The sequence below is a fragment of the Ureibacillus sp. FSL K6-0165 genome (assembly GCF_038004285.1).
Lineage (GTDB): Bacteria > Bacillota > Bacilli > Bacillales_A > Planococcaceae > Ureibacillus > Ureibacillus thermosphaericus.
The window spans coordinates 1119412-1139068 of the sequence record NZ_JBBOQS010000001.1 but is presented as its reverse complement, the minus strand read 5'-3'; the positions used below and the strand labels follow the sequence as shown (position 1 = coordinate 1139068).

General features: G+C 33.7%; 18 protein-coding genes and 2 pseudogenes. 2 read left to right on the top strand and 18 right to left on the bottom strand.

Annotated elements, in window-relative coordinates:
* Positions 1–3 precede the first annotated feature (3 nt).
* From NST00_RS05610 to NST00_RS05560, 11 genes are all read right to left on the bottom strand, one after another.
* The gene (locus tag NST00_RS05610; RefSeq protein ID WP_340709735.1) at positions 4–711 is read right to left on the bottom strand and encodes a LutC/YkgG family protein; all 708 of its coding nucleotides are present in this window, start codon (positions 709–711) and stop codon (positions 4–6) included.
* Positions 708–2132 (bottom strand): LutB/LldF family L-lactate oxidation iron-sulfur protein, encoded by a 1425-nt coding sequence (locus tag NST00_RS05605; protein WP_339287886.1) that lies wholly within the window; start codon positions 2130–2132, stop codon positions 708–710. The genes NST00_RS05610 and NST00_RS05605 overlap by 4 nt, the downstream gene beginning before the upstream one ends.
* Positions 2133–2144: 12 nt before the next feature.
* On the bottom strand, positions 2145–2861 hold the full coding sequence (locus NST00_RS05600; RefSeq protein ID WP_016839159.1) for a (Fe-S)-binding protein: 717 nt from the start codon (positions 2859–2861) through the stop codon (positions 2145–2147).
* A gap of 186 nt (positions 2862–3047) precedes the next feature.
* Positions 3048–3809, bottom strand: coding sequence for a hypothetical protein (locus NST00_RS05595; protein WP_340709734.1), 762 nt, complete (start codon positions 3807–3809; stop codon positions 3048–3050).
* 308 nt (positions 3810–4117) lie between these two features.
* Entirely contained in the window at positions 4118–5101 is a 984-nt protein-coding gene (locus tag NST00_RS05590; RefSeq protein WP_339287882.1) for a tRNA dihydrouridine synthase, read from the bottom strand.
* Positions 5102–5385: 284 nt separating this feature from the next.
* On the bottom strand, positions 5386–7377 hold the full coding sequence (locus tag NST00_RS05585) for a methyl-accepting chemotaxis protein (RefSeq protein ID WP_340709733.1): 1992 nt from the start codon (positions 7375–7377) through the stop codon (positions 5386–5388).
* A gap of 338 nt (positions 7378–7715) precedes the next feature.
* A complete protein-coding gene (locus tag NST00_RS05580; protein WP_016839154.1) occupies positions 7716–8828 on the bottom strand; it encodes a type II asparaginase in 1113 nt (370 codons plus the stop codon).
* Positions 8829–9117: 289 nt separating this feature from the next.
* Positions 9118–9834: a dihydropteridine reductase gene (locus NST00_RS05575; RefSeq protein WP_340709732.1), complete on the bottom strand. Its 717-nt coding sequence runs from the start codon at positions 9832–9834 to the stop codon at positions 9118–9120.
* A gap of 214 nt (positions 9835–10048) precedes the next feature.
* Complete coding sequence (locus NST00_RS05570) at positions 10049–11104, bottom strand: 2,3-butanediol dehydrogenase (RefSeq protein ID WP_208649849.1); 1056 nt, start codon at positions 11102–11104, stop codon at positions 10049–10051.
* Between the two features lie 323 nt (positions 11105–11427).
* Entirely contained in the window at positions 11428–12249 is an 822-nt protein-coding gene (locus NST00_RS05565; protein WP_096549663.1) for a VanW family protein, read from the bottom strand.
* 252 nt (positions 12250–12501) lie between these two features.
* Positions 12502–12732: a hypothetical protein gene (locus NST00_RS05560; protein ID WP_016839149.1), complete on the bottom strand. Its 231-nt coding sequence runs from the start codon at positions 12730–12732 to the stop codon at positions 12502–12504.
* 161 nt (positions 12733–12893) lie between these two features.
* Between NST00_RS05560 and NST00_RS05555 the strand changes: the two genes are divergently transcribed.
* Complete coding sequence (locus NST00_RS05555; protein WP_096549664.1) at positions 12894–13643, top strand: glucose 1-dehydrogenase; 750 nt, start codon at positions 12894–12896, stop codon at positions 13641–13643.
* 6 nt (positions 13644–13649) lie between these two features.
* Here the strand turns inward: NST00_RS05555 and NST00_RS14975 are convergent.
* Both NST00_RS14975 and NST00_RS05550 read right to left on the bottom strand, forming a co-directional pair.
* A pseudogene (locus tag NST00_RS14975) lies at positions 13650–13877 on the bottom strand (IS5/IS1182 family transposase); the annotation flags it as partial.
* A 66-nt stretch (positions 13878–13943) separates the two neighbouring features.
* Positions 13944–15185, bottom strand: a complete 1242-nt coding sequence (locus NST00_RS05550) for a hypothetical protein (RefSeq protein ID WP_340709731.1) — start codon at positions 15183–15185, stop codon at positions 13944–13946.
* Positions 15186–15351: 166 nt separating this feature from the next.
* Between NST00_RS05550 and NST00_RS05545 the strand changes: the two genes are divergently transcribed.
* Complete coding sequence (locus NST00_RS05545) at positions 15352–15765, top strand: hypothetical protein (protein WP_340709730.1); 414 nt, start codon at positions 15352–15354, stop codon at positions 15763–15765.
* Between the two features lie 245 nt (positions 15766–16010).
* On the opposite strand, the pseudogene NST00_RS05540 reads toward NST00_RS05545, so the two are convergent.
* From NST00_RS05540 to NST00_RS05520, 5 genes and pseudogenes are all read right to left on the bottom strand, one after another.
* Positions 16011–17216: pseudogene (locus NST00_RS05540) on the bottom strand (IS110 family transposase).
* 265 nt (positions 17217–17481) lie between these two features.
* Positions 17482–17970 (bottom strand): YjdJ family protein, encoded by a 489-nt coding sequence (locus NST00_RS05535; protein WP_016839446.1) that lies wholly within the window; start codon positions 17968–17970, stop codon positions 17482–17484.
* A 219-nt stretch (positions 17971–18189) separates the two neighbouring features.
* Complete coding sequence (locus NST00_RS05530) at positions 18190–18546, bottom strand: hypothetical protein (protein ID WP_016839447.1); 357 nt, start codon at positions 18544–18546, stop codon at positions 18190–18192.
* Between the two features lie 26 nt (positions 18547–18572).
* A complete protein-coding gene (locus tag NST00_RS05525; protein WP_340709729.1) occupies positions 18573–18884 on the bottom strand; it encodes a DUF2225 domain-containing protein in 312 nt (103 codons plus the stop codon).
* Positions 18877–19236, bottom strand: a complete 360-nt coding sequence (locus NST00_RS05520) for a DUF2225 domain-containing protein (protein ID WP_340709728.1) — start codon at positions 19234–19236, stop codon at positions 18877–18879. Before NST00_RS05520 ends, NST00_RS05525 begins: the two co-directional genes overlap by 8 nt.
* Positions 19237–19657: the final 421 nt, after the last annotated feature.

The following is a 19657-nucleotide window of genomic DNA, read 5'->3' as shown; positions in this document are numbered from 1 at the left end:
GGTTTACTGATCTTCAATTATGATATAAGTTGCTTTTATAGGTCCGTGTACACCAACAATTAACACCATTTCAATATCGGCTGAATTGCTTGGGCCCGACATAAACAATATACACGAAGGAATTTGTTCTCCCTGTTCAACTTGTTTATGAAAAATTTGTGCCGCTTGTGTTATCCGTGGAACAATTGTACTTTTTGGTATAAGCACGATTGTTTTTTCTGGCAATAAATTTAATGAACGTCCTCTATTTGGATGACTATATAGTACGACAGATGCGCTTTCAGCTAACGTCATTTCACTAATTAATATCGCTATATTCGCTTTTTCTGCTAGTTGGATATTTTGTTCGCGATTTTGAGGATGCCATTCGTATATTTCGATTCCCTTAGACTGCCATGACTTAAACACTTCTGTTAAACCAAAATATTTGAGTCGGTCATCTTTTGGGATCATTACTGAAATACCACCATAATCCTCTACTACTTGTTGCAATGTGCTTGCTAAATTCGCAGTCGTCGTTTGCAAACAAACTGTATGGATATTATGGCATTGTTGTTTTAACACGTCTATTAGTTCTTCTTGAGTTGCATGATTTAAGATTTGAAATTGTGGCAAGTGTTTCCATACTGGCCGTTCTACTTTCGTTTTCATAGGACGGCCAAGATGTTTAGCAATATTCATTAAAAATGATTTTCGATTAGTTATAGTCATCCTTGCTCCCCCTTTTGTCTTTCTTTTAGCCAATTGCGAAAGCTTTCTTTATTTGGTGCAGGAAAATCCCGATCTTCTGTCCATGCTTTCAATGGTCTAGGGCCGCTAGGAATTTTATCTTCCTTTACAAAGGGAGACATCATTGACGATGCAATTTTTGTTGCTGTACTAAAGAGATGAGGGCTAGAAGCACCAAAACCAAACGCTCTCATTAATAATCGTTCCGAGATGGGAGCCTTTCCTTCTTGTTCTACTATTTTCTGACGATGTAAATGCAATAGTTTGTGTAATGGAATTTTTACTGGACATACTTCCGTACAAGCTCCACAAAGAGTTGAAGCATATGGCAATTCTTTGAAATCGGCATAGCCTCCAAGAAGCGGTGTTAATACAGCTCCAATTGGACCTGAATAAATTGAACCATAACTATGCCCTCCAATATGTCGATATACAGGGCAAACATTGACACAGGCTGCACATCGAATGCACTGTAAAATCGGTTGAAAATCTGTACCTAATATTTTGGAACGTCCATTATCAACAATGACCAAATGAAATTCTTCTGGTCCATCAGATTCTTCTTCCCCTTTTACGCCGGTAATCATTGTAACATAACTGGATATTTTTTGGCCAACTGCACTCCTTGTTAATAAACTGACTAACACATCTAATTCTTCAAAAGTAGGTACAATTCTTTCCATTCCCATAACAGTAATTTGGATTTTTGGTAAAGCCGTAACTAAATCGGCATTCCCTTCATTTGTCACAAGGGTCACCGTTCCACTTTCCGCTACTGCAAAATTGCAGCCGGTGATCCCGATATCAGCAGTTAAAAATTCTTTACGTAACTTTTCACGAACGTAAAGAGCCATTTCTTCAGGTTTTTCGGAATTTTTATAACCGATTTTTTCAGCAAAGATGTCTCGAATTTGATATCGGTTTTTGTGTAGTGATGGCGCAATAATATGGGAAGGAGGTTCATGATTTAATTGAATAATATACTCTCCAAGATCCGTTTCAATTACTTCACAACCTGCTTCTTCAAGTGCCGCATTTAAATGAATCTCCTCAGTCACCATGGATTTCGATTTTACAATTTTTTTAGCCTGTTTTTGAATTGCAATATTCTTTATATATTGGGATGCCTCTTCAGCTGTTTGAGCAAAAAATACATGTCCACCACGTTTCAAGACATTTTCACTTAATTCATATAGATAAGCATCTAAATTATCAAGCACATGTTTTCGTATTTCTTCACCATGAGCTCGCCATTCTTCCCAATTTTCTAATTCATTCACTCGTTCTTGTCGACGGGATTGAAATCTATTTTGTGCAGATGAAATTGCCCCGCGCATAAATGAATCATTTAAATTGTTTGCTACCCGATCTTTAAATTGTTCAGCGCTTGTTTTCATTGCCATTTCTAAATCCCCCTATCGACTATTTAATACTTCTGCTATGTGCATAATGCGAATCGGTTTTCCTAGGCGACTCATACGACCACCAATATTCATAAGGCAACCAGCATCTGCACCGACTAATATATTTACTTCTGTTTCTTCAATGTCACGTACTTTTTCATCTACCATTTGTGTAGAAATGTTCCCCATTTTCACTGAAAATGTCCCGCCAAAACCACAACATCGCTCTTTTCCAGAAAGCTCAATATACTCCAATCCCTCTACATTTTTTAACAGTTTGATAGGTTCTTCTCTAACACCAAGCAATCGAGTCATATGACAAGAAGTATGATATGTAGCTTTACCTTTCAATCGTGCACCGACATTTTCAACTTTTAACACATTGACAATAAATTCCGTTAATTCAAAGGTTTTATTGGCTAATTGTTGAGCTTTTTCTTCCCACTCTTCATCTCCTTTAAAAATGTGGGGATACTCTTTAAACATGTATGCACACGAACCGGATGGGGCAACGACATACTCAGCTTGCTCAAAAGCTTTAATCATATTTTTCATTGCATTCTTGGATTGTTCAACATAACCGCTATTATAAGCAGGTTGACCACAGCATACTTGTTCAGTCGGAAATTTTACTTTACAACCAAGTCTTTCTAACAATTCCACTGTCGATTTCCCAACATTTCCTTGAAACATATCGACAAGGCAAGTAGCAAATAAGGAAACTTCCATATTCATCCCCCCAATAAACTTCTTTTCATTCTTTCATCTAAAACTTTCTAGAAAAAGCTATATTTTATAATAGATATGCTTTCAACACCTATAAGCATGACTATTTCAACGATTGAGAGAAATCAATTGTTGCCTGAAATTATGTAAAAAAAAAATCGGGATAAACCCGAAAAACAAATTGATATATTAACGCAATGTGAGTGAATAGCTTTCTATGACTGGAACATTTAATTGTTTATCAAGATGTTTTGCAACTGAAGCAGTACCTAATACTTTACCGTAAATCTCCACCTGATCGTTTATACTGACCATATGATCCTGTTCTTTTCTTTTTACATAAACCACTTGGTTTTTGTATGGTTCCGGTGACATGTCGATCAAAATATAATCACTGCCATCTAAAAGAAACACTTTTCCAGAGAATTTAACTAATTGATTCCTTTGGCTACCATAACGTTCAAAAGCAATGTGATACAACTTGTCATAATCTACTTCAATGGCATTATTTTTTAAAAAGTTAAGAGAGTACGAATCAATAACTGTATGATCACTCGACTCATTCGTCAATGCAATCATCATTAGCATTCCTATCAATAGTCCACCTTGAATTAAAATAGATTTCATTGCCTCTCCGAAACCACTTTTTGAAAATGTCAACATGATATAATACATTCCAAAAAATAAATGAATCAAAAAGATGGTTGTGATGACCCCATTGACACTTCCTTCTTCTCCTCCAATAGAAATAAAACATGCAATTCCCATTATGATAAGTTCTAGGATTACAATAACTTTTACATTTTCAGTAAACTTCTTCCATTTAGAAGCACCATTATTGTTCATATTAAGTGTCGTTGATTGACTATCTTGGTATCGATGGCCACATTTTATACAATAAAAAACATGATTGCTATTTTCTTCATGACAAGAAGGGCATATCCAATACATTTTATAATTTTTGATATCCTTTTTAAAAAAACCACATTTAAGGCAATATGTCGCATGACTATTATTAGAATGATTGCATTTTGGACAATTCCATTTAGGCAAAGCCAACACTTCCTCATAATCATTTATAATATAAACACCTAGAATTTACAGATAAATCTGACATTCCCCACTAAAAGAAAAAGGCAAGAATGAATAGAATCCTTGCCTCTTTACATCTTTACTTCAGTTTATTTATTTTCAATACATCTTTCAACAAATTCCCATCAGAAGGAGATTGTATTGCCCAAACCTATTCATAACCCTAATTATTTTACAATATCTGTCAAATCAATTTGTTTTTCAAATTCATCCAGCAATTGCCGCACCTCATTTGAAGATTTCGTGTTCATTAACCGATTTCTTAATTCACTTGCTCCACGGAAACTTTTTACATAAATTTTAAAGAAGCGATGAAGAGCTGTAATGGAGCGCGGAATTTCTTCAATGTATTGATCATGAAGATCTAAATGGTATCTTAGTAAATCTAAATATTCCTGAACACTATGCTCTCTCGGCTCTTTTTCAAACGCAAAAGGATTTTTAAAGACTCCTCTCCCAATCATCACCCCGTCTACTCCGTAGCGTTCAACGAGTTCAAGGCCTGTTTGACGATCAGGAATATCTCCATTGATTGTTAAGAGCGTCTCAGGAGCAATGCGATCACGAAGCTTCTTAATTTCAGGAATAAGTTCCCAATGGGCAGGAACTTGACTCATTTCCTTTCTTGTCCGCAAATGAATCGAAAGGTTTGCAATATTTTGTTTGAGGACATGAGTTAGCCATTCTTCCCACTCGTTCACATTTGTATATCCTAGTCTTGTTTTAACACTAACAGGAAGTCCTCCCGCTTTAGCAGCTTCGATTACCTGACTCGCCACATCTGGACGTAAAATCAGTCCGCTTCCTTTTCCTCGGGAAGCTACATTCGGGACAGGACATCCCATGTTAATATCAACCCCTTTAAATCCTTGTTCCGCCATACCTATACTCATTTGTCGGAAGTATTCAGGCTTATCTCCCCAAATATGGGCTACGATTGGTTGCTCATCTTCGGTGAATAATAAACGCCCACGTACGCTTTTTTGACCATCTGGATGACAATAGCTATCTGTGTTTGCAAACTCTGTAAAAAATACATCCGGTCTACCTGCTTTGCTAATAACGTGGCGAAACACAACGTCCGTTACATCTTCCATTGGAGCTAACACAAAAAATGGCCGAGGTAAATCCAACCAGAAATTTTCTTTCATTTAATACTCAATTCCTCTCATGATGAATAATCTTTAAATAGTTATTTAATCATTTATTTACTCTTATATCATGATTTTAAACTGTTTAACAAACATAAGAATATAATTAAACGTTCAATATATAAATGGATTCATATAAAAATATAACTCTTAATACATCTCTGTTATATAAATATAATATAAATTACATGAAAGAAAAAAGTCTGTCTATTTAACCTTTCATGCAAAGCAATTGAAAAAAGAGCTTCTCATAGTGCAACACTACGAGAAACTCCCCTTAATTTTTAATATTTAAATGTAGATATAGCATTTTTTAATTCTTCTGCCATTGATGAAAGGGATTGGGCTGAAGCCGAAATTTCCTCCATTGAAGCCAATTGCTCTTCTACTGAAGCTACTACTTCTTCTGATGTTGCAGTGTTGTTTTGTGCCACAAGTACAATATCATCTAATTGTGCCGTTACATCTTGTATAGCACTTGACATTTCTTCAACTGCCACAGAAACTTCCTCCATTTGTGGCGAAATATCTTTCGTTGTTTGGAGTATATGATTAAATTTCTCAACTGCTTCGCTTGTAATCTCTACTCCGTTCTCTACGTCAGTCGTAATTCGCTCCATCATTTTTACGGTATTATCTGTATCATCTTGAATCTTCTTAATAATTGTATATATTTCCTTCGCTGAAGCTTGTGTCTGTTCAGCAAGACTCCTTACTTCTTCCGCTACAACTGCAAATCCTTTACCATGCTCACCTGCACGAGCCGCTTCAATGGCAGCATTTAATGCTAATAAATTCGTTTGGTCCGCAATATTTGTAATGACGTTCAAAATTTCACTTATTTCTTTCGAGCTTTCATATAAAGATTGAATTGTATCTTGTGATTCACTTACAGATGAATGAATCGATTTCATTTGTGAAACGGTTTTCGCTACCGCCTTACCGCCTTCATCTGCCTCAACAATTGCTTGGCGGGAAAGATCTGTTACTTTTGATGAACGTTCAGCAATGTTACTAACTCCGTTCGATACTTCCTTAAAAATAAGGGATACCTTATCAACGGAATTTGTCTGTACTTCCGCATTTTTTGCTACATCTTGGATGGAAACAGATACTTGCTCAGACGCTGCATTTGTTTCTTGTGAACATGCAGATAGTTGTTCTGCAGTGGCCGCAACATTTCCAGCCGTATCATCTATTTTTTGAGTTAGTGTACGAAGACCATCTATCATTTCGTTAAAAGCATTTCCTAACTTTCCGACAATATCATTGGTTTGTATTTCTGCGTACTGTGTTAAATCTCCGCGACTAACATTAACAGCTAATTGGCCTAATTGTTTAATCGGTTTTGCAATTGATTTAATAACCAACATTAAAGCAACTAGCCCAAATAATATGGAAAGAATCCCCACAATCAACGACGTATGTAAAATAGATGAGTTTGCTTCGTTAATCTCTTCTGTATAGATAACTCCGCCTATTTTCCATCCAGTCAAATCATTAGTTATGTAGTCCAAAATAATGGATTTTCCATTAAAAACTTCATTTAATTGTCCTTTACTTTCTTTGTATAAGTTGTCATACAGTGTGCCTTCTGCTACGCTGCCTAATTCAGCGGTAGGATGTGCTAAATATTTTTTATTTTGGTCTAATATAAATCCATATCCTTCTTTACCAATTCGAATGTTCTGCACTACTTCTTGCAGTTTATTTAGGTTAATATCAATCCCTACAACGCCGGTACCATCATCTATTGTTTTTGAAAGAGTGATTACCATTTCACCAGTACTTGCAGCAACGTATGGTTCAGAAATTATTACTTCCCCTTTCCGTTCCATTGCCTGCTTATACCAATCTCTTTCTCTAGCATCGTACCCTTCAGGCACCCCTAGCTCAGCCGGCTCCATTACATATACTCCATCTTCATTACCTGTATAGACAATATCTACTTCTGGATGTGTCACTTGATAAAATTTTAATAACTTTTGAATTTCAGGGCTACTTGTTTCCCCGTATTGATTAGCTGTAATGCGATCAGCCAATGCTTCGATATCAAGGATTTTTGGTTGAATTGCATCTTCAATTGCACTATTCAGTATTTCTACATTTTCATTCACACTATTTAATATTTGATGTTCCAACTCATCCTTAGCAGTTTTAAAAGAAAATAATCCAATCAATAAGACTGAAATGATTAATATTGTAGTAAAAGAAGTAAGTAATTTCACATGAAAATTGCGAATACTAAACTTACTTATTTTTGAAATATCTTTCACTTTGCTACCTCCTTTATATTTATTTAAAAAAATAAGGAAAGCAGAATAGGTTTTGAAATCACTAAACTTATTCCATGTATTTAAACCTATCAAGGCTATCCATCACATTATGAACTCATTTAGTAGAACTGGGAGGAAATAATCACTTAGAGCTGTAATAATTAAATTATTTTATTAAAATAATTCTTGATATCTACCATGTGTAAACAAACTTTATAAAAATTGGATATTTTTAATAAAAAAAATAAACGAAATAGTAAACTGGGACAAGGTAATGGTTCCTTGTCCCAATGCAAATATTGGCTCAATTGGATTTATTAAAACCTACAAATACCGTATTAGTATTTGTCAAAGAAGGATTGAATCTCTTGAGGATCATTCGTCACAGTTAAAGCAAGCATTAATAAAATACGTGCTTTTTGAGGATTTAAAGAGTCAGAAGTAATATATCCTTCTTTTGGTGAAACCGTTCCTGTACCAACACGAGAAGATAGTACTACTTTTACACCTTTATTCATTGCATATTTTACACCTTCAACGGACTTTGCTGATAATGTTCCATCTCCAGGTGCTGCAACAATAATCCCTTTTGCTCCGTTTTGTACAGCAGCTTTGTACATGTAAGTTGGGCTGTTTTGATATCCATAAATAATATCAACTTGTGGCAATTTTTTAATTTTTGAAATATCGAATGGTGTTTCAGTTGTATGTAGACGTTCTACATTATTATAGTAATAAGGTTTTCCAGCAACGATTGCTCCTAAATATCCGTTTTCAAAAGATTTAAATGCGTCAGTTGCTGTCGTATTTGTTTTCGTAATATTTCTTGCAGAAGCAATACGATCGTTAAGTGTTACAAGAACACCTTTTCCTTTTGAACTTTCATGACTAGCTAATAAAACAGCATTATACAAGTTGAAAGGACCGTCTGCACTCATTGCTGTTGCAGGACGCATAGCAGCTGTTAAAACTACTGGTTTATCACTTTTTACTACTAAGTTTAAGAAGTAAGCAGTTTCTTCTAGTGTATCAGTACCATGCGTAATTACGATTCCATCTACATCATCGGAAGCTAATAATTCATTCACTCTCTTACCTAATTTAAGAAGAATCTCATTTGTGATATCTGTGCTGTCAACTTTTACAATTTGTTCACCTGTAATATTTGCAAGCTCCTTCATTTCAGGAACTGCTTCAATTAAAGTTTCAATACCTAAATCACCAGATTTATATCCAGTCGTCTGTGTTGATGAAGAACCTGTACCTGCAATCGTTCCCCCAGTTGCAAGAATCACGACATTTGGAAGTTCTTCTTTTTGTTCATTATTATTTTCATTATTGACTGTTACATTTTCGTTATTTGCTTTTGCAGAAAAACTAGATGCAATAGCAGAGATTGCAACAATAGCTGCTACAAATAAAGCAACGTAAAGATAGAAATTTTTCTTCATTTGCTTAACCTCCAATAAAGTTATCTAACTTAAATCCCTATAATAACCAAAAAAAGATTAATTTAAATAAGGTCACAGTTAGTAAACAGTAGCCTCCAAAATTAGCACACCCTATTCAAATTAATCTCACTCATTATTTCGACAAAACAATAAAATTATTTAGTTATAATATTATATTTTCAATTTTTACTAACTTCTAAATTTTCCCAATCTTCTTTTTTCCTAATAATACATTTTTCCCCAAAAATAATAACGACGAATCTGCTTGGAGAGTCGTCGTTTAGTCGATTTAATTCGATAATTCAATTGGTAAAAAATCAGGCAATCTACGTGGAGGTTTGTCGAGCATAATCTGTTCCGGTTTAATACCTTCCTCTAACAACACCTGAATGTTTTGTTTAAGGAAATCATCACTGCCGACAACATAGTATAGGCCATTTTTATCTGTAGAAAGCTTTTTTATTCTATCATAATATTCTTCACGGTTATCTACAAAATGAGCGGTGAAATTTTTATCATGATTTGTTTTAAAAATATTAGTAAATAAATAGTTTTTTGAAGAGTCAATGTTCAAGGAATGAATTTGCGGAACATTTTCTGGTTGCTCAAAATATTTCAACACGATTGGTCTGAAAGTTGCTAAACCTACCCCTGATGACAATAGGTAAATGTTTTTATTTTCTCGTCTAAGCGGCACATTGGAATGAGTTTTAAAAATCGCCACTTGATCTCCAACTTGTAGATTTCTTAAAATCGCTTTAAACTCTGAGCACTGTTGTCTAATACGTGTTGTAATACCAATCGCATTTTCATTCTTCAAAGTAGATATTGACATATGACGGACTAGACTTTTGTTTGGCTTTTCTCCGACATTAAAACCTTCAAGAGCTAAGTGAAGATGAGCCCCTTCTTCCCAAGAATATCCTTCAGGAATTTCAAGGAAGTAGGTTTTTATATCAGGTGTTTCATCAACGATTTTTTTAATTTTGATCCAATGAATTTGCATTTAAATTCTCCTTACTCATAAAATGTTTGCTATTTTAAATATACAACAAATGAAAATCATTCTCAATTAATCTTTCAATAGAAAATGTTTACTATATAAGTTATGAATATATTCAGCTTTTTTTGTAAAAAAATAGTAGTAAATTCCGTTTATAAAGATGTGCATATCAAAAAAACATCATTTTCTCAAAAGGAGAAAATGATGTTTTTTAGTCTTATTTTGGAGAAACAAGGATTTTTATTTGCTGTTTATCGTTAACTAATGTTTCGAATCCTTCTTTCACGATATCATCAATTTTAATACGTTTTGTAACTAATTGTTCAGCAGGGAAGTATCCTTTTGTCATTAAATTCATAACCGCTGGGAAAATGTCTCGATATGCGATAATTCCTTTTACAGTGCGTTCTGATAACACAATATTATTTGGTTGGAGTGATGCTTCTTTTTCCCAAATAGAAACAATTACTGTTTCACCCTCAAATGTTGTTGAATCAATTGCTTGTTTTAATACTGCTGGTACACCTGTTACTTCAAATGCAACATCTACCCCACCATTTGTAAGCTCTTTAATTTTAGCTACTACATCCTCTTCTTCAGCTGGATTCATTACAGCAGTTGCACCAAGTTCTAAAGCTTTCTCTCTGCGCTCTTTTGAAAGTTCGACTGCATAAATCTCTGATGCACCTGCTACTTTTAATGCTTCAATTACTAATAAACCAATTGGCCCTGCACCAAATACAACCGTTTTATCTCCCGCTTTCAATTTGCTCATGCGAACTGCATGTAACGCCACTGCAGCTGGTTCTACTAAAGCACCTTGCTCAAGTGATAACCCTTCTGGCATTTTGTGCACCCAACGTTCATCCACTACAGTATATTCCGAGAAGCCTCCGCCGCCTCCGGATAGACCATGGAACCCCAAATGTTTACAAATATTATATTTTCCTTTTAAACATGCTGGACATTGACCACAAGCTAAAATGGGTTCTACTACAACTTTGTCTCCTACTTTTACCTTTGTAACCCCTTCACCTACTTCGACAACTGTTCCAGAAAATTCATGCCCCATTACAATTGGAGCCATTTCTTTACTTATTGGGTGAGGTTTTTCAACAGGAATAAAAATTGGACCCGCCACATATTCATGAAGATCGCTTCCACAAATGCCTGTCCACGCAACTTGGATTTTTACACGTCCTGGTGTTACTTTAGGTTCATTAATGTCTTCTACACGAATGTCTTTTGCATTGTACCAAAGTGCCGCTTTCACGAGTATCACACTCCAATTCAAATATTTACTACCAAAAAGTAGTAACTATATTTTACAAAACATTCCAATGATTATCTGTGGATAGAATGTTAAATTTTTTAAAATTTTTTAAAAATCATTGTTCTCAAGAAATTCTGCAAGAAATGTTTTATTCTCATTTAAAGTTAACGAAAAACGAAGCTGTGAAAACTATCAAATGGATATCGAAATTTTCGATGAAATTGAAGGGGAAATTTTAACTATGTCAGATTATATCGCAGCGGGGATTGTTAAGCAGTTTTATTATCGTTTTCAATGTCCATATATTTATTATTTTGAATTCCTTAGTTATTCATTGAAATTTCTTCATTATTTATAGGTATTGGATACTTAACCTCAGAAAAGTTTTTGATTAGTAGTTCCTCTTTGACCATTTGTCCGGTTACTTTATCATATGTCTTTTTCCAAATTTCATTTTGACGATAGTTTTTTCCGTCCTTTTGTAAAAATTGATGGTTTCTTTCTTCGATATGGTAGGAATATGGCATTTCTTCATTACTAAAAATAGCACCTTTTAAATGTTTATCTGTTACCCATACTTTTATTTGGAAAGATTGGTTAGTTGGATTATAAAAACGTAAATCTACGTAGTTATAAAAAACACTTGCTCCGCTTCCAAAAGGCAGTGTCCTCCCGGAGTCAGGAAACGGGTCAAAACTATGGTGATGTCTTTCAATAACAACGAGAGGAGTATGTAAAACCATCCAATAAAGTAAATTAGCAAGCTGGCAAATTCCACCGCCAATACCCGTTTTCACTTCTCCCATTTTGAGCTGCATACCTTCAATATAGCCCTTTTCTTTTGATGTTCGACCAACTAGTTTCCAAAAAGAAAAAATTTCACCCGGTTTAATAATCACACCATCAATTTCACCTGTTGCAATTTTTAAGTTTGTAATTTTATTTTCTTGTAACTGAGGATCGCTATTTCCTAATTTCCTTCTCAATAAGGATTGATGTTTTTTACAAGTGAATGGAAATGTATTCGTTAAGTCCCTTTGCTTTGCAAATCGATTTCTGTCTTTTAAATCTGTTAATGTTCTAAAAAGTCTTTTTTGCTCGATTCTTGCATGATAAAAAAATGGATGAATTTCAGATAGTCTCAAAATGCTTCCTCCTTAAACACCTTAAAATAACTGGTAAAAAATCACATTCAAACAGCTCCATATTTCCTTGCTATAATTTAAATCTAACCACGAAAACTCATTCTTTTTTCATAAGACCACCCCCAACTTATGTATTAGATGAATTTCAAAATAATAAAGCTTCAAATCCACACGTTTGGACTTGAAACTTTAAGTTAATAAATTCCAATAGTGCCATTTTATAAATTGGACTCTTTAAACCATGTAAAAGTTTCAAAAGAAATTGGCTAAAACAAAAATAATTGCACAATATAAATCAGCTGATATAATCATCAACCAATTATAAATAAAGATTAACTTTGCATTTATATCCGTTGTTAATACAGATTCATCTTTAATTTGTGTCTTCGATGAAGCAGCATCAACAGTCTTGTTCCTTTGCCTTAAATTAGGATTTAGATAATCAGCCTTTAAAAATCCATATTGAGGATTGACAATCGACAATATTTCCCTCCTCTGTAAAAGCCTCATTCATTTAAATATGTTTGTTTAAATTAAAGCATTCTACATGTGACTAATTGTTTTTATTATTGGGAGTTCTACGGTGTTCACTTTTTGTGCTACCTTAAATATGGAGAATTTTTCATTAAGGATGTGTAAAAAACATGGATTTTTTAAATAAGACGGTGATTGTAACCGGCGCTGGACAGGGCATTGGAAAAGGAATCGCTTTGCTTTATGCAGAAAAAGGTGCAAATGTTGTGATAGCGGATATTGATGAAATAGCCGGATCAAAAACAGTTGATGTAATTAAAGAAAAAGAGGGAAACGCGCTTTTTGTAAAAACCGATGTAAAAGTTGAGGATGACATCATCCGCTTAATGGAAATTGCAAACCTTACATTCGGTCAAATTGATATTTTAATCAATAATGCAGGGAAATCAGTATTTAAGTCCCCTTATGAATTGTCAATCGAAGAATGGGACGATATTATCAACACCAATTTACGAAGTGTTTTCTTAGCATCAAGGGAAGCCGCAAAATATATGCGAAATAATAAAGAAGGCGGCTCCATCGTTAATATTGCTTCCACACGGGCCATTATGTCTGAACCGAATTCAGAAGCCTATGCAGCAACAAAAGGTGGAATTGTTGCATTAACTCATGCGCTTGCAGCATCATTTAGTGCAGATCGAATTACCGTGAACGCGATTTCCCCAGGTTGGATTGAAACAGGCGATTATTCCAAATTACGTAAAATTGATCACGAGCAGCATTTATCAAAACGTGTCGGAAGACCAGACGATATTGCGCGCGCTTGTCTCTATTTAACAGCGAAGGAAAATGATTTCGTGACAGGCATTAACCTTGTTGTGGATGGTGGAATGACAAGAAAAATGATTTATGAGGAATAGCAAAAACTAAAAACAGGCTGGGACAAAACTAGCTTCAAGATAGGAAAACGAGAATTTGATCCAACTCAAATTCTCCTTTTTCCATTTATCCCCATTATTTTTGGTCAGTTGATCTTTGTTGGCCGTGTATTTTCGTAAATTCACAGCCATTAAGGCAATTCCGATTTCATTTTCCACCTTCGATTTTCCTAGTACGGAAAATCGAGTGAAACGCAAATTAGCCTTCAAGAATCCGGTCCTTTTGCACATTTAATAAATAAAATAACAGAATGAAACTGTCGAAACCAATCTTATTTTAAATTAAAGGTTTTTTTTCTTTAAATGTTTTTCAGGATTCAAATCTTCTAAATACCATGTAAGAGGAACTGCGAAATTGTCTTTCTCTAATTCTGTTACATTATTGTCTCCACTGGCATCAACTAAGAAAATTTTTTCCTCTGATTCTAAACCAAAAATATTTTCTGATGAAACATATCCCTGTAAACTAGTATATCCTATGAAATTACTTCCATCTTGAGATAATGACTTGTTCAATCCTTTAATAGCATGAGTGATTCTGTCGCCATTACTGTCTATTGATCTTGCTTCCAATTCTTCAATATTAACATTGTATTTTTCAGTAATTGTTTTAACTTCATCAAAACTTAATGGTTCAGCAAAAGTAACTGTGACTGCAATGTCATTAATTTTTTTATTAGATTTTAATTTCTTAGTTATCTCTTTTTGTTTTGATTTATATTTTGTAATCCCATCTTCTGTTGGTTCAATAGCTTTATATTCAGTAATGACTTGAGAGTCAGATTGAGAATTTGTAGTACTTGTTGTATTAGATACTGGCACAGTTGTACTAGCTACTGCTTTTAGACTTTTTGTTATTTGAGGTTGAATAGAAGCAACTTTACCTTGGTTATCACCATAAGTGAATGTGTGCTGTACTGTTGAAGATTGAGTGCAGTTGTTATAGTCCAAAATACCTTTTTTGCTCATGGCAAATTGAGCTTGAATTCTTCCGCTATCTGTTGATTTACCTCCACGATTATCAAGCCATTTAGTTGTCATATAATAAGCTTTATCAGCAACGACAGTCCCTAGTGCAACCACTTCTGATTCATCATCAGCTCCCCAGAGATTATTATCTTCAATGTCCACTTTGGGATTTGGCAGATTAGTAAGCACCTCCCATGCGGAAATTTTTAAGGATGAACCATCAGGAATAGCAGTTTGATCCAAAGTCACATATGCATTATATCCTGGACAGCTTCCGCCAGTGCCATTGCCTTTGTTGTAACTGATTATGGAGCTGACATTATAACTATCAAACTTGAAATCAATTCTCGTTTGTAAGAAATTTCTTGAGTCGTAATACGTAGTTGCTGTACCAGTTCCCGACTTTGGAACATAAGATCCGTAATTATAATTACTGTAACTCCATGCAAAAGCATGATTTGTAGCTAAACTGAATAACATGATGACAGTCACTGCTACAGTAAAAAATGTTTTTTCTTCACCAAAATACTCCCTATTCCTTTGAAATAATTCCATATATATCGATATATACCAATTATTAGGTTATATGTAAAGAATAATATCCAAAAATTCTTAATTTTGTAAAAAATATTTAAATTGTTTGAAAAAATCTAATTTTATTTTTTAAAAATTATATTTTTTCGTTAAAATTGGAACTACTATATTGGGAGAGGGGAAAAGGATGAAAAAGAAAAATTTGATTATACTGGCAGTTATAAATTTTATTATAGTCTTTGCATTATTGATTGATAATTCAGGGTATGTTAAATTTAATGAAATCATAATGCTGGCTATTTCCTTTGTATTTTTTGTTATTTTGATAGAATCTATAAATTCAAAAAGAAGATTCAAATTCGTTATCAATACACTCATCTACATTGCATATTTGATTATAATCATGCTCGCTGATTTGACTGTTGATCATTTCATATTTTCTTTTAAAGATATTGTATACGATGGTAGACCTTTAACTCTATTAGAAGAAATTGCTGAATATAAAGATGATATGTTGGTAATTACTTTGTACATTATTGTTCCATACATTATTTTGTATTTCATCGTTTACACAATTAAATTTTTCAACAAAAAAAACTAGCTTCAAGATAGGAAAAAGGAGAATTTGAGCCAACTCAAATTCTCCCTTTTCCATTTCTCTCCATTATTTTTGGTCAGTTGATCAGTCAAGTATATTTTATTAATTTGTATATGTTTTTATTTTAGTTGTAGTTGTGAGGGGGTACCCCCTCACAACTACAACTAAATTTTGGCATGCCAAAAAGACCTAACGATTTTTAATTTTTTCGAAAGGTCATTTATGGTATAGTGTAGTTAATCGATTATTTAACTTAAGGCAGTTTCATAATCGTATAAAATGCCATGTGTCAGTAACTGGAACGTCACTTTTAAAAATTTATTGATACAGGCGATAATCGCAACCTTATGAGGCTTTCTCTGAGGTTGTGTTTTTAATTTATAATAGTAATCTACAAAATGATTCGGTTTATCTTTCTTCTTCATAATCATTGCACACACCATAAAATATAAAAGCTTTCGCAAGTGTTTGTTACCTCTTTTATTAATACGATCATGATACTGTGTATTCCCCGATTGATAGCGCATAATATCAATTCCCGCATAAGCATTCAATTGTTTAGCATTTTGAAAGCGACGAATATCACCCATTTCCCCAATTAATCTACAAGCAGTAGAATCACCGATACCAGGGATGGAACGTAAAACAATATACTCTTTTCGATCTTTTGATAAAGTAATCATTTGTTGGACAAGTGCTTCTTTTTTATCCTTTAATTCTGCTATTCGATTTGCGTAATCACGGACTTGTTCACATCGCACATCGGTAGATTTAATCGCTGGATAACTATTTTGAGCAGCTTCTAATAAAGCAATTGCTTTTTTCTCTGCACGTTCTAAAGAAAGGTTCTTTCTTGTATTCGCTTTTAGACGATTCTTAATGACAGTTTTAGAGTGAGCTAAAACAAGTGTTGGGTGAGGGTATAGTTGTACTATATTTAAAAATAGTGCAGAATTTGGTGTCAGTATTTTTTCTAATTCTGGAAAACTCAATTGTAAAATGGAATGCATACGATTTTTTAATAAAATCATTTCTTCATCAATTTCATCATCATAACGTGTCAATGCACGCATCTGCTCATAATAATCATCTTGGATATAGGTTGGTTCTCTCTCCATTTTAAAATGTTTTTTGGCGAATTCATGAGCATCGCTTATATCGGTTTTATGTCGACGCATCTTCGCCATTTGTCAGTTCGCTTCAAGGGGATAATATGCATAACCGTAATCTTTTAAAAATGCTTCAATCGGTTTTGAATAAACACCTGTTGCTTCAAATACAATGTCTGGTGCTTGGTCATCAAGTGATGTAATATCTACTATTCGCTTATGTAATTGTTCAAAATTTCTTCGTGTATGATTGATTTCACCTTCATATTTGCACTGACGATAACTATCATAGATCGTTACTGTACTCTTTCCTTTACTAACATCTAATCCAATAACCTGTTTCATTCCATTACTCTTTCTTTGCCAATTCATAGAAGTCTTCACATTACCTTATCGATTCCACTTTCTTATACACGATCTCTATGGACCCAACATACTAAACTGATTCGCATAAGGGTGTGAAGTTAGCCAGTTTTTAATACGGATTCAAAGATCCCTGAGACTGGTCGACTTTTCTAAAAAATAGTAGCACAAACCTTGGCCTTGGTTTGTACTACTAATCTTAGTATGTTTTTACCATCCCTTTTAAAACTCATACCACTGCTTTCTGTTACACTTCATTTGTAATACCGTTCTGTTGATTTTTGTATTTTGTAAACGACATTAAACCTGCTATCACAATAAATAGCAGTCCACTAATAGAAGTAATCCAGAAGAAAATACTACTTCCTATTGTGTATGAAATTGAAATGAAAGCACTTGATAATACACAAATGAGTCCCACGATTCCCCAAAAACTAATAACCCATTTTGATTTAACTTTTATTAGATAAATACCTGCAACAGCTAGAATATAAAGCAGGCTAATCATCATCATAGTGGGAAACAAGGGGTGAAATTTTACAGCGTACACGAAATAGTCTAGTTGACTAATATCGCGTCCATTTGTAATCACTTGAATAAATACATTCGTAAATGGTGTTGAATAGTTCCATTCAAACGAATTTTCAACAATTTCACTACCTTCATACCATGCACAAAATGTTGAAATAATAAAGATCGCAACCCCCACTATCATTTGTAACCAATATTTAAACATCGCCACACCTCTAAATTATTTATATAACATTAAGACGACTTCATTACTTTTTTCGTTTCATCACTTTAACATTTTTCCTACTTCTAGTCTTCTTCATTACAAAAAAGACACTTTTCTAAGATGGAAAAGTGTCTAAATCTCTTCTATAACGATGAACCAACCAAATTGGAAAGGTAAAACTTTGTACAACTTGAAAAAATGCAGCATCCATTAATTTTCTTATTTATGATGGTACGTATTTAATCTATTCATTTGTTGAATTTGTTTGAACCATTCTTTATCTTTTTCTTCTTTTTCTAAAAGAGTCGTAATCGAAGTGGAACATTCGAAACATATTTTAGAGTAGTTTGTAAATTTTCCACATCTTTCACAAGGAGCTCCAAGGTTTGGAAACAACGATCGTTTTAATTTCCCTGATTTCACCCATTTATAAAGAAGTTCAGGAGAGATGCCCGTTTTTTCAATTACTTCATCATTACTAAGTACACGATTGTTCTTTCTTAATAAAAAGTGGTGCAGTTCAGCAAATACTTCTTCTTCTGTTAAATCCAATTTTCTCCCTATCCTTAGATTCATTTTAATCCCCCCTTAATAACGAGATGTTATCCCTCCTGCTCCTTAACAGCTTGATTTTCATATTTGTAATCTTCCCAACGTTTCCGCGCATAGTTGCGATACTTATTCGAAACTTCCCTACTTGTAATTAATCGTGAAAATCCTCTTTTCGCTTCTTCAATATCTCCTAACCGTAGACTGATTTCTGCAATTAAATATTGCATCCTTTCTTCCCCTTCTTTATTGTTTGCATGGGATTTATTGAATAATTCCCTTGCCGATCGAAGGTAACGCATTTCTAATTCCTTATCTTGTTTTAATCGATACAGCCAAGCAATCTTCAGAGCAAAGTTAGCCAACCATTGATGCTCTCGCAACTAAATAAGCTAATTTATAGCTTGCAATTGCTTCATCAATCGACCGTTCTTTACAGAGATTCATAATTTTTTGTAATTGGTTGATATAAATTTCCCCAATTAGTAGCATGAACGGTCCATATGTTCTTGCCATTGATTTATGATATGCATAACCACAGTGCGGGCAAACAGCTACTTCGTATAATAGCGGATTGATTCCTTCGTAAATTGGCATAAAATCTGTATCTTGTGCTATGACTTTATATCGACCAGGACGTACTTTGTAAGTTGTATACTCCTTTTTACAGTAATTACATACCATCTTACTTTCGTAATAATAAAGATTGAATGCCATTCATACCAACTCCTTTAACTTATCTAGCATCATGTTGGTAATGCAAACAAGAATTACTAAATAATTCGCTTATGATTAGTAAATAATTCTAATATATGATTCTAAAGTCTTTTCTTTATTATAACTTTTTACCTTATTCTTTTGTTTAGAAAATCAGGTATATTTTATTAATTTTTTATGTAAATTTATATAATAAGGAAAATAGTTTGAATCACAACAAGATTCGAAGTGGAAATTATATACTTTTTGTCCTATAATGCGCTTATAAACGTACAACTCTTCATAGTTGCTAAAGTTAGTTACCATGTAAGAGTGAAGAAGAAACCTTTTCGGAAATAAGTAATAATGAAAATTTTACTCATCAATAAAAAATGGGAAACCCTCAGAAAAAGGATTTCCCACTTATCATTCCTTGCCTAAA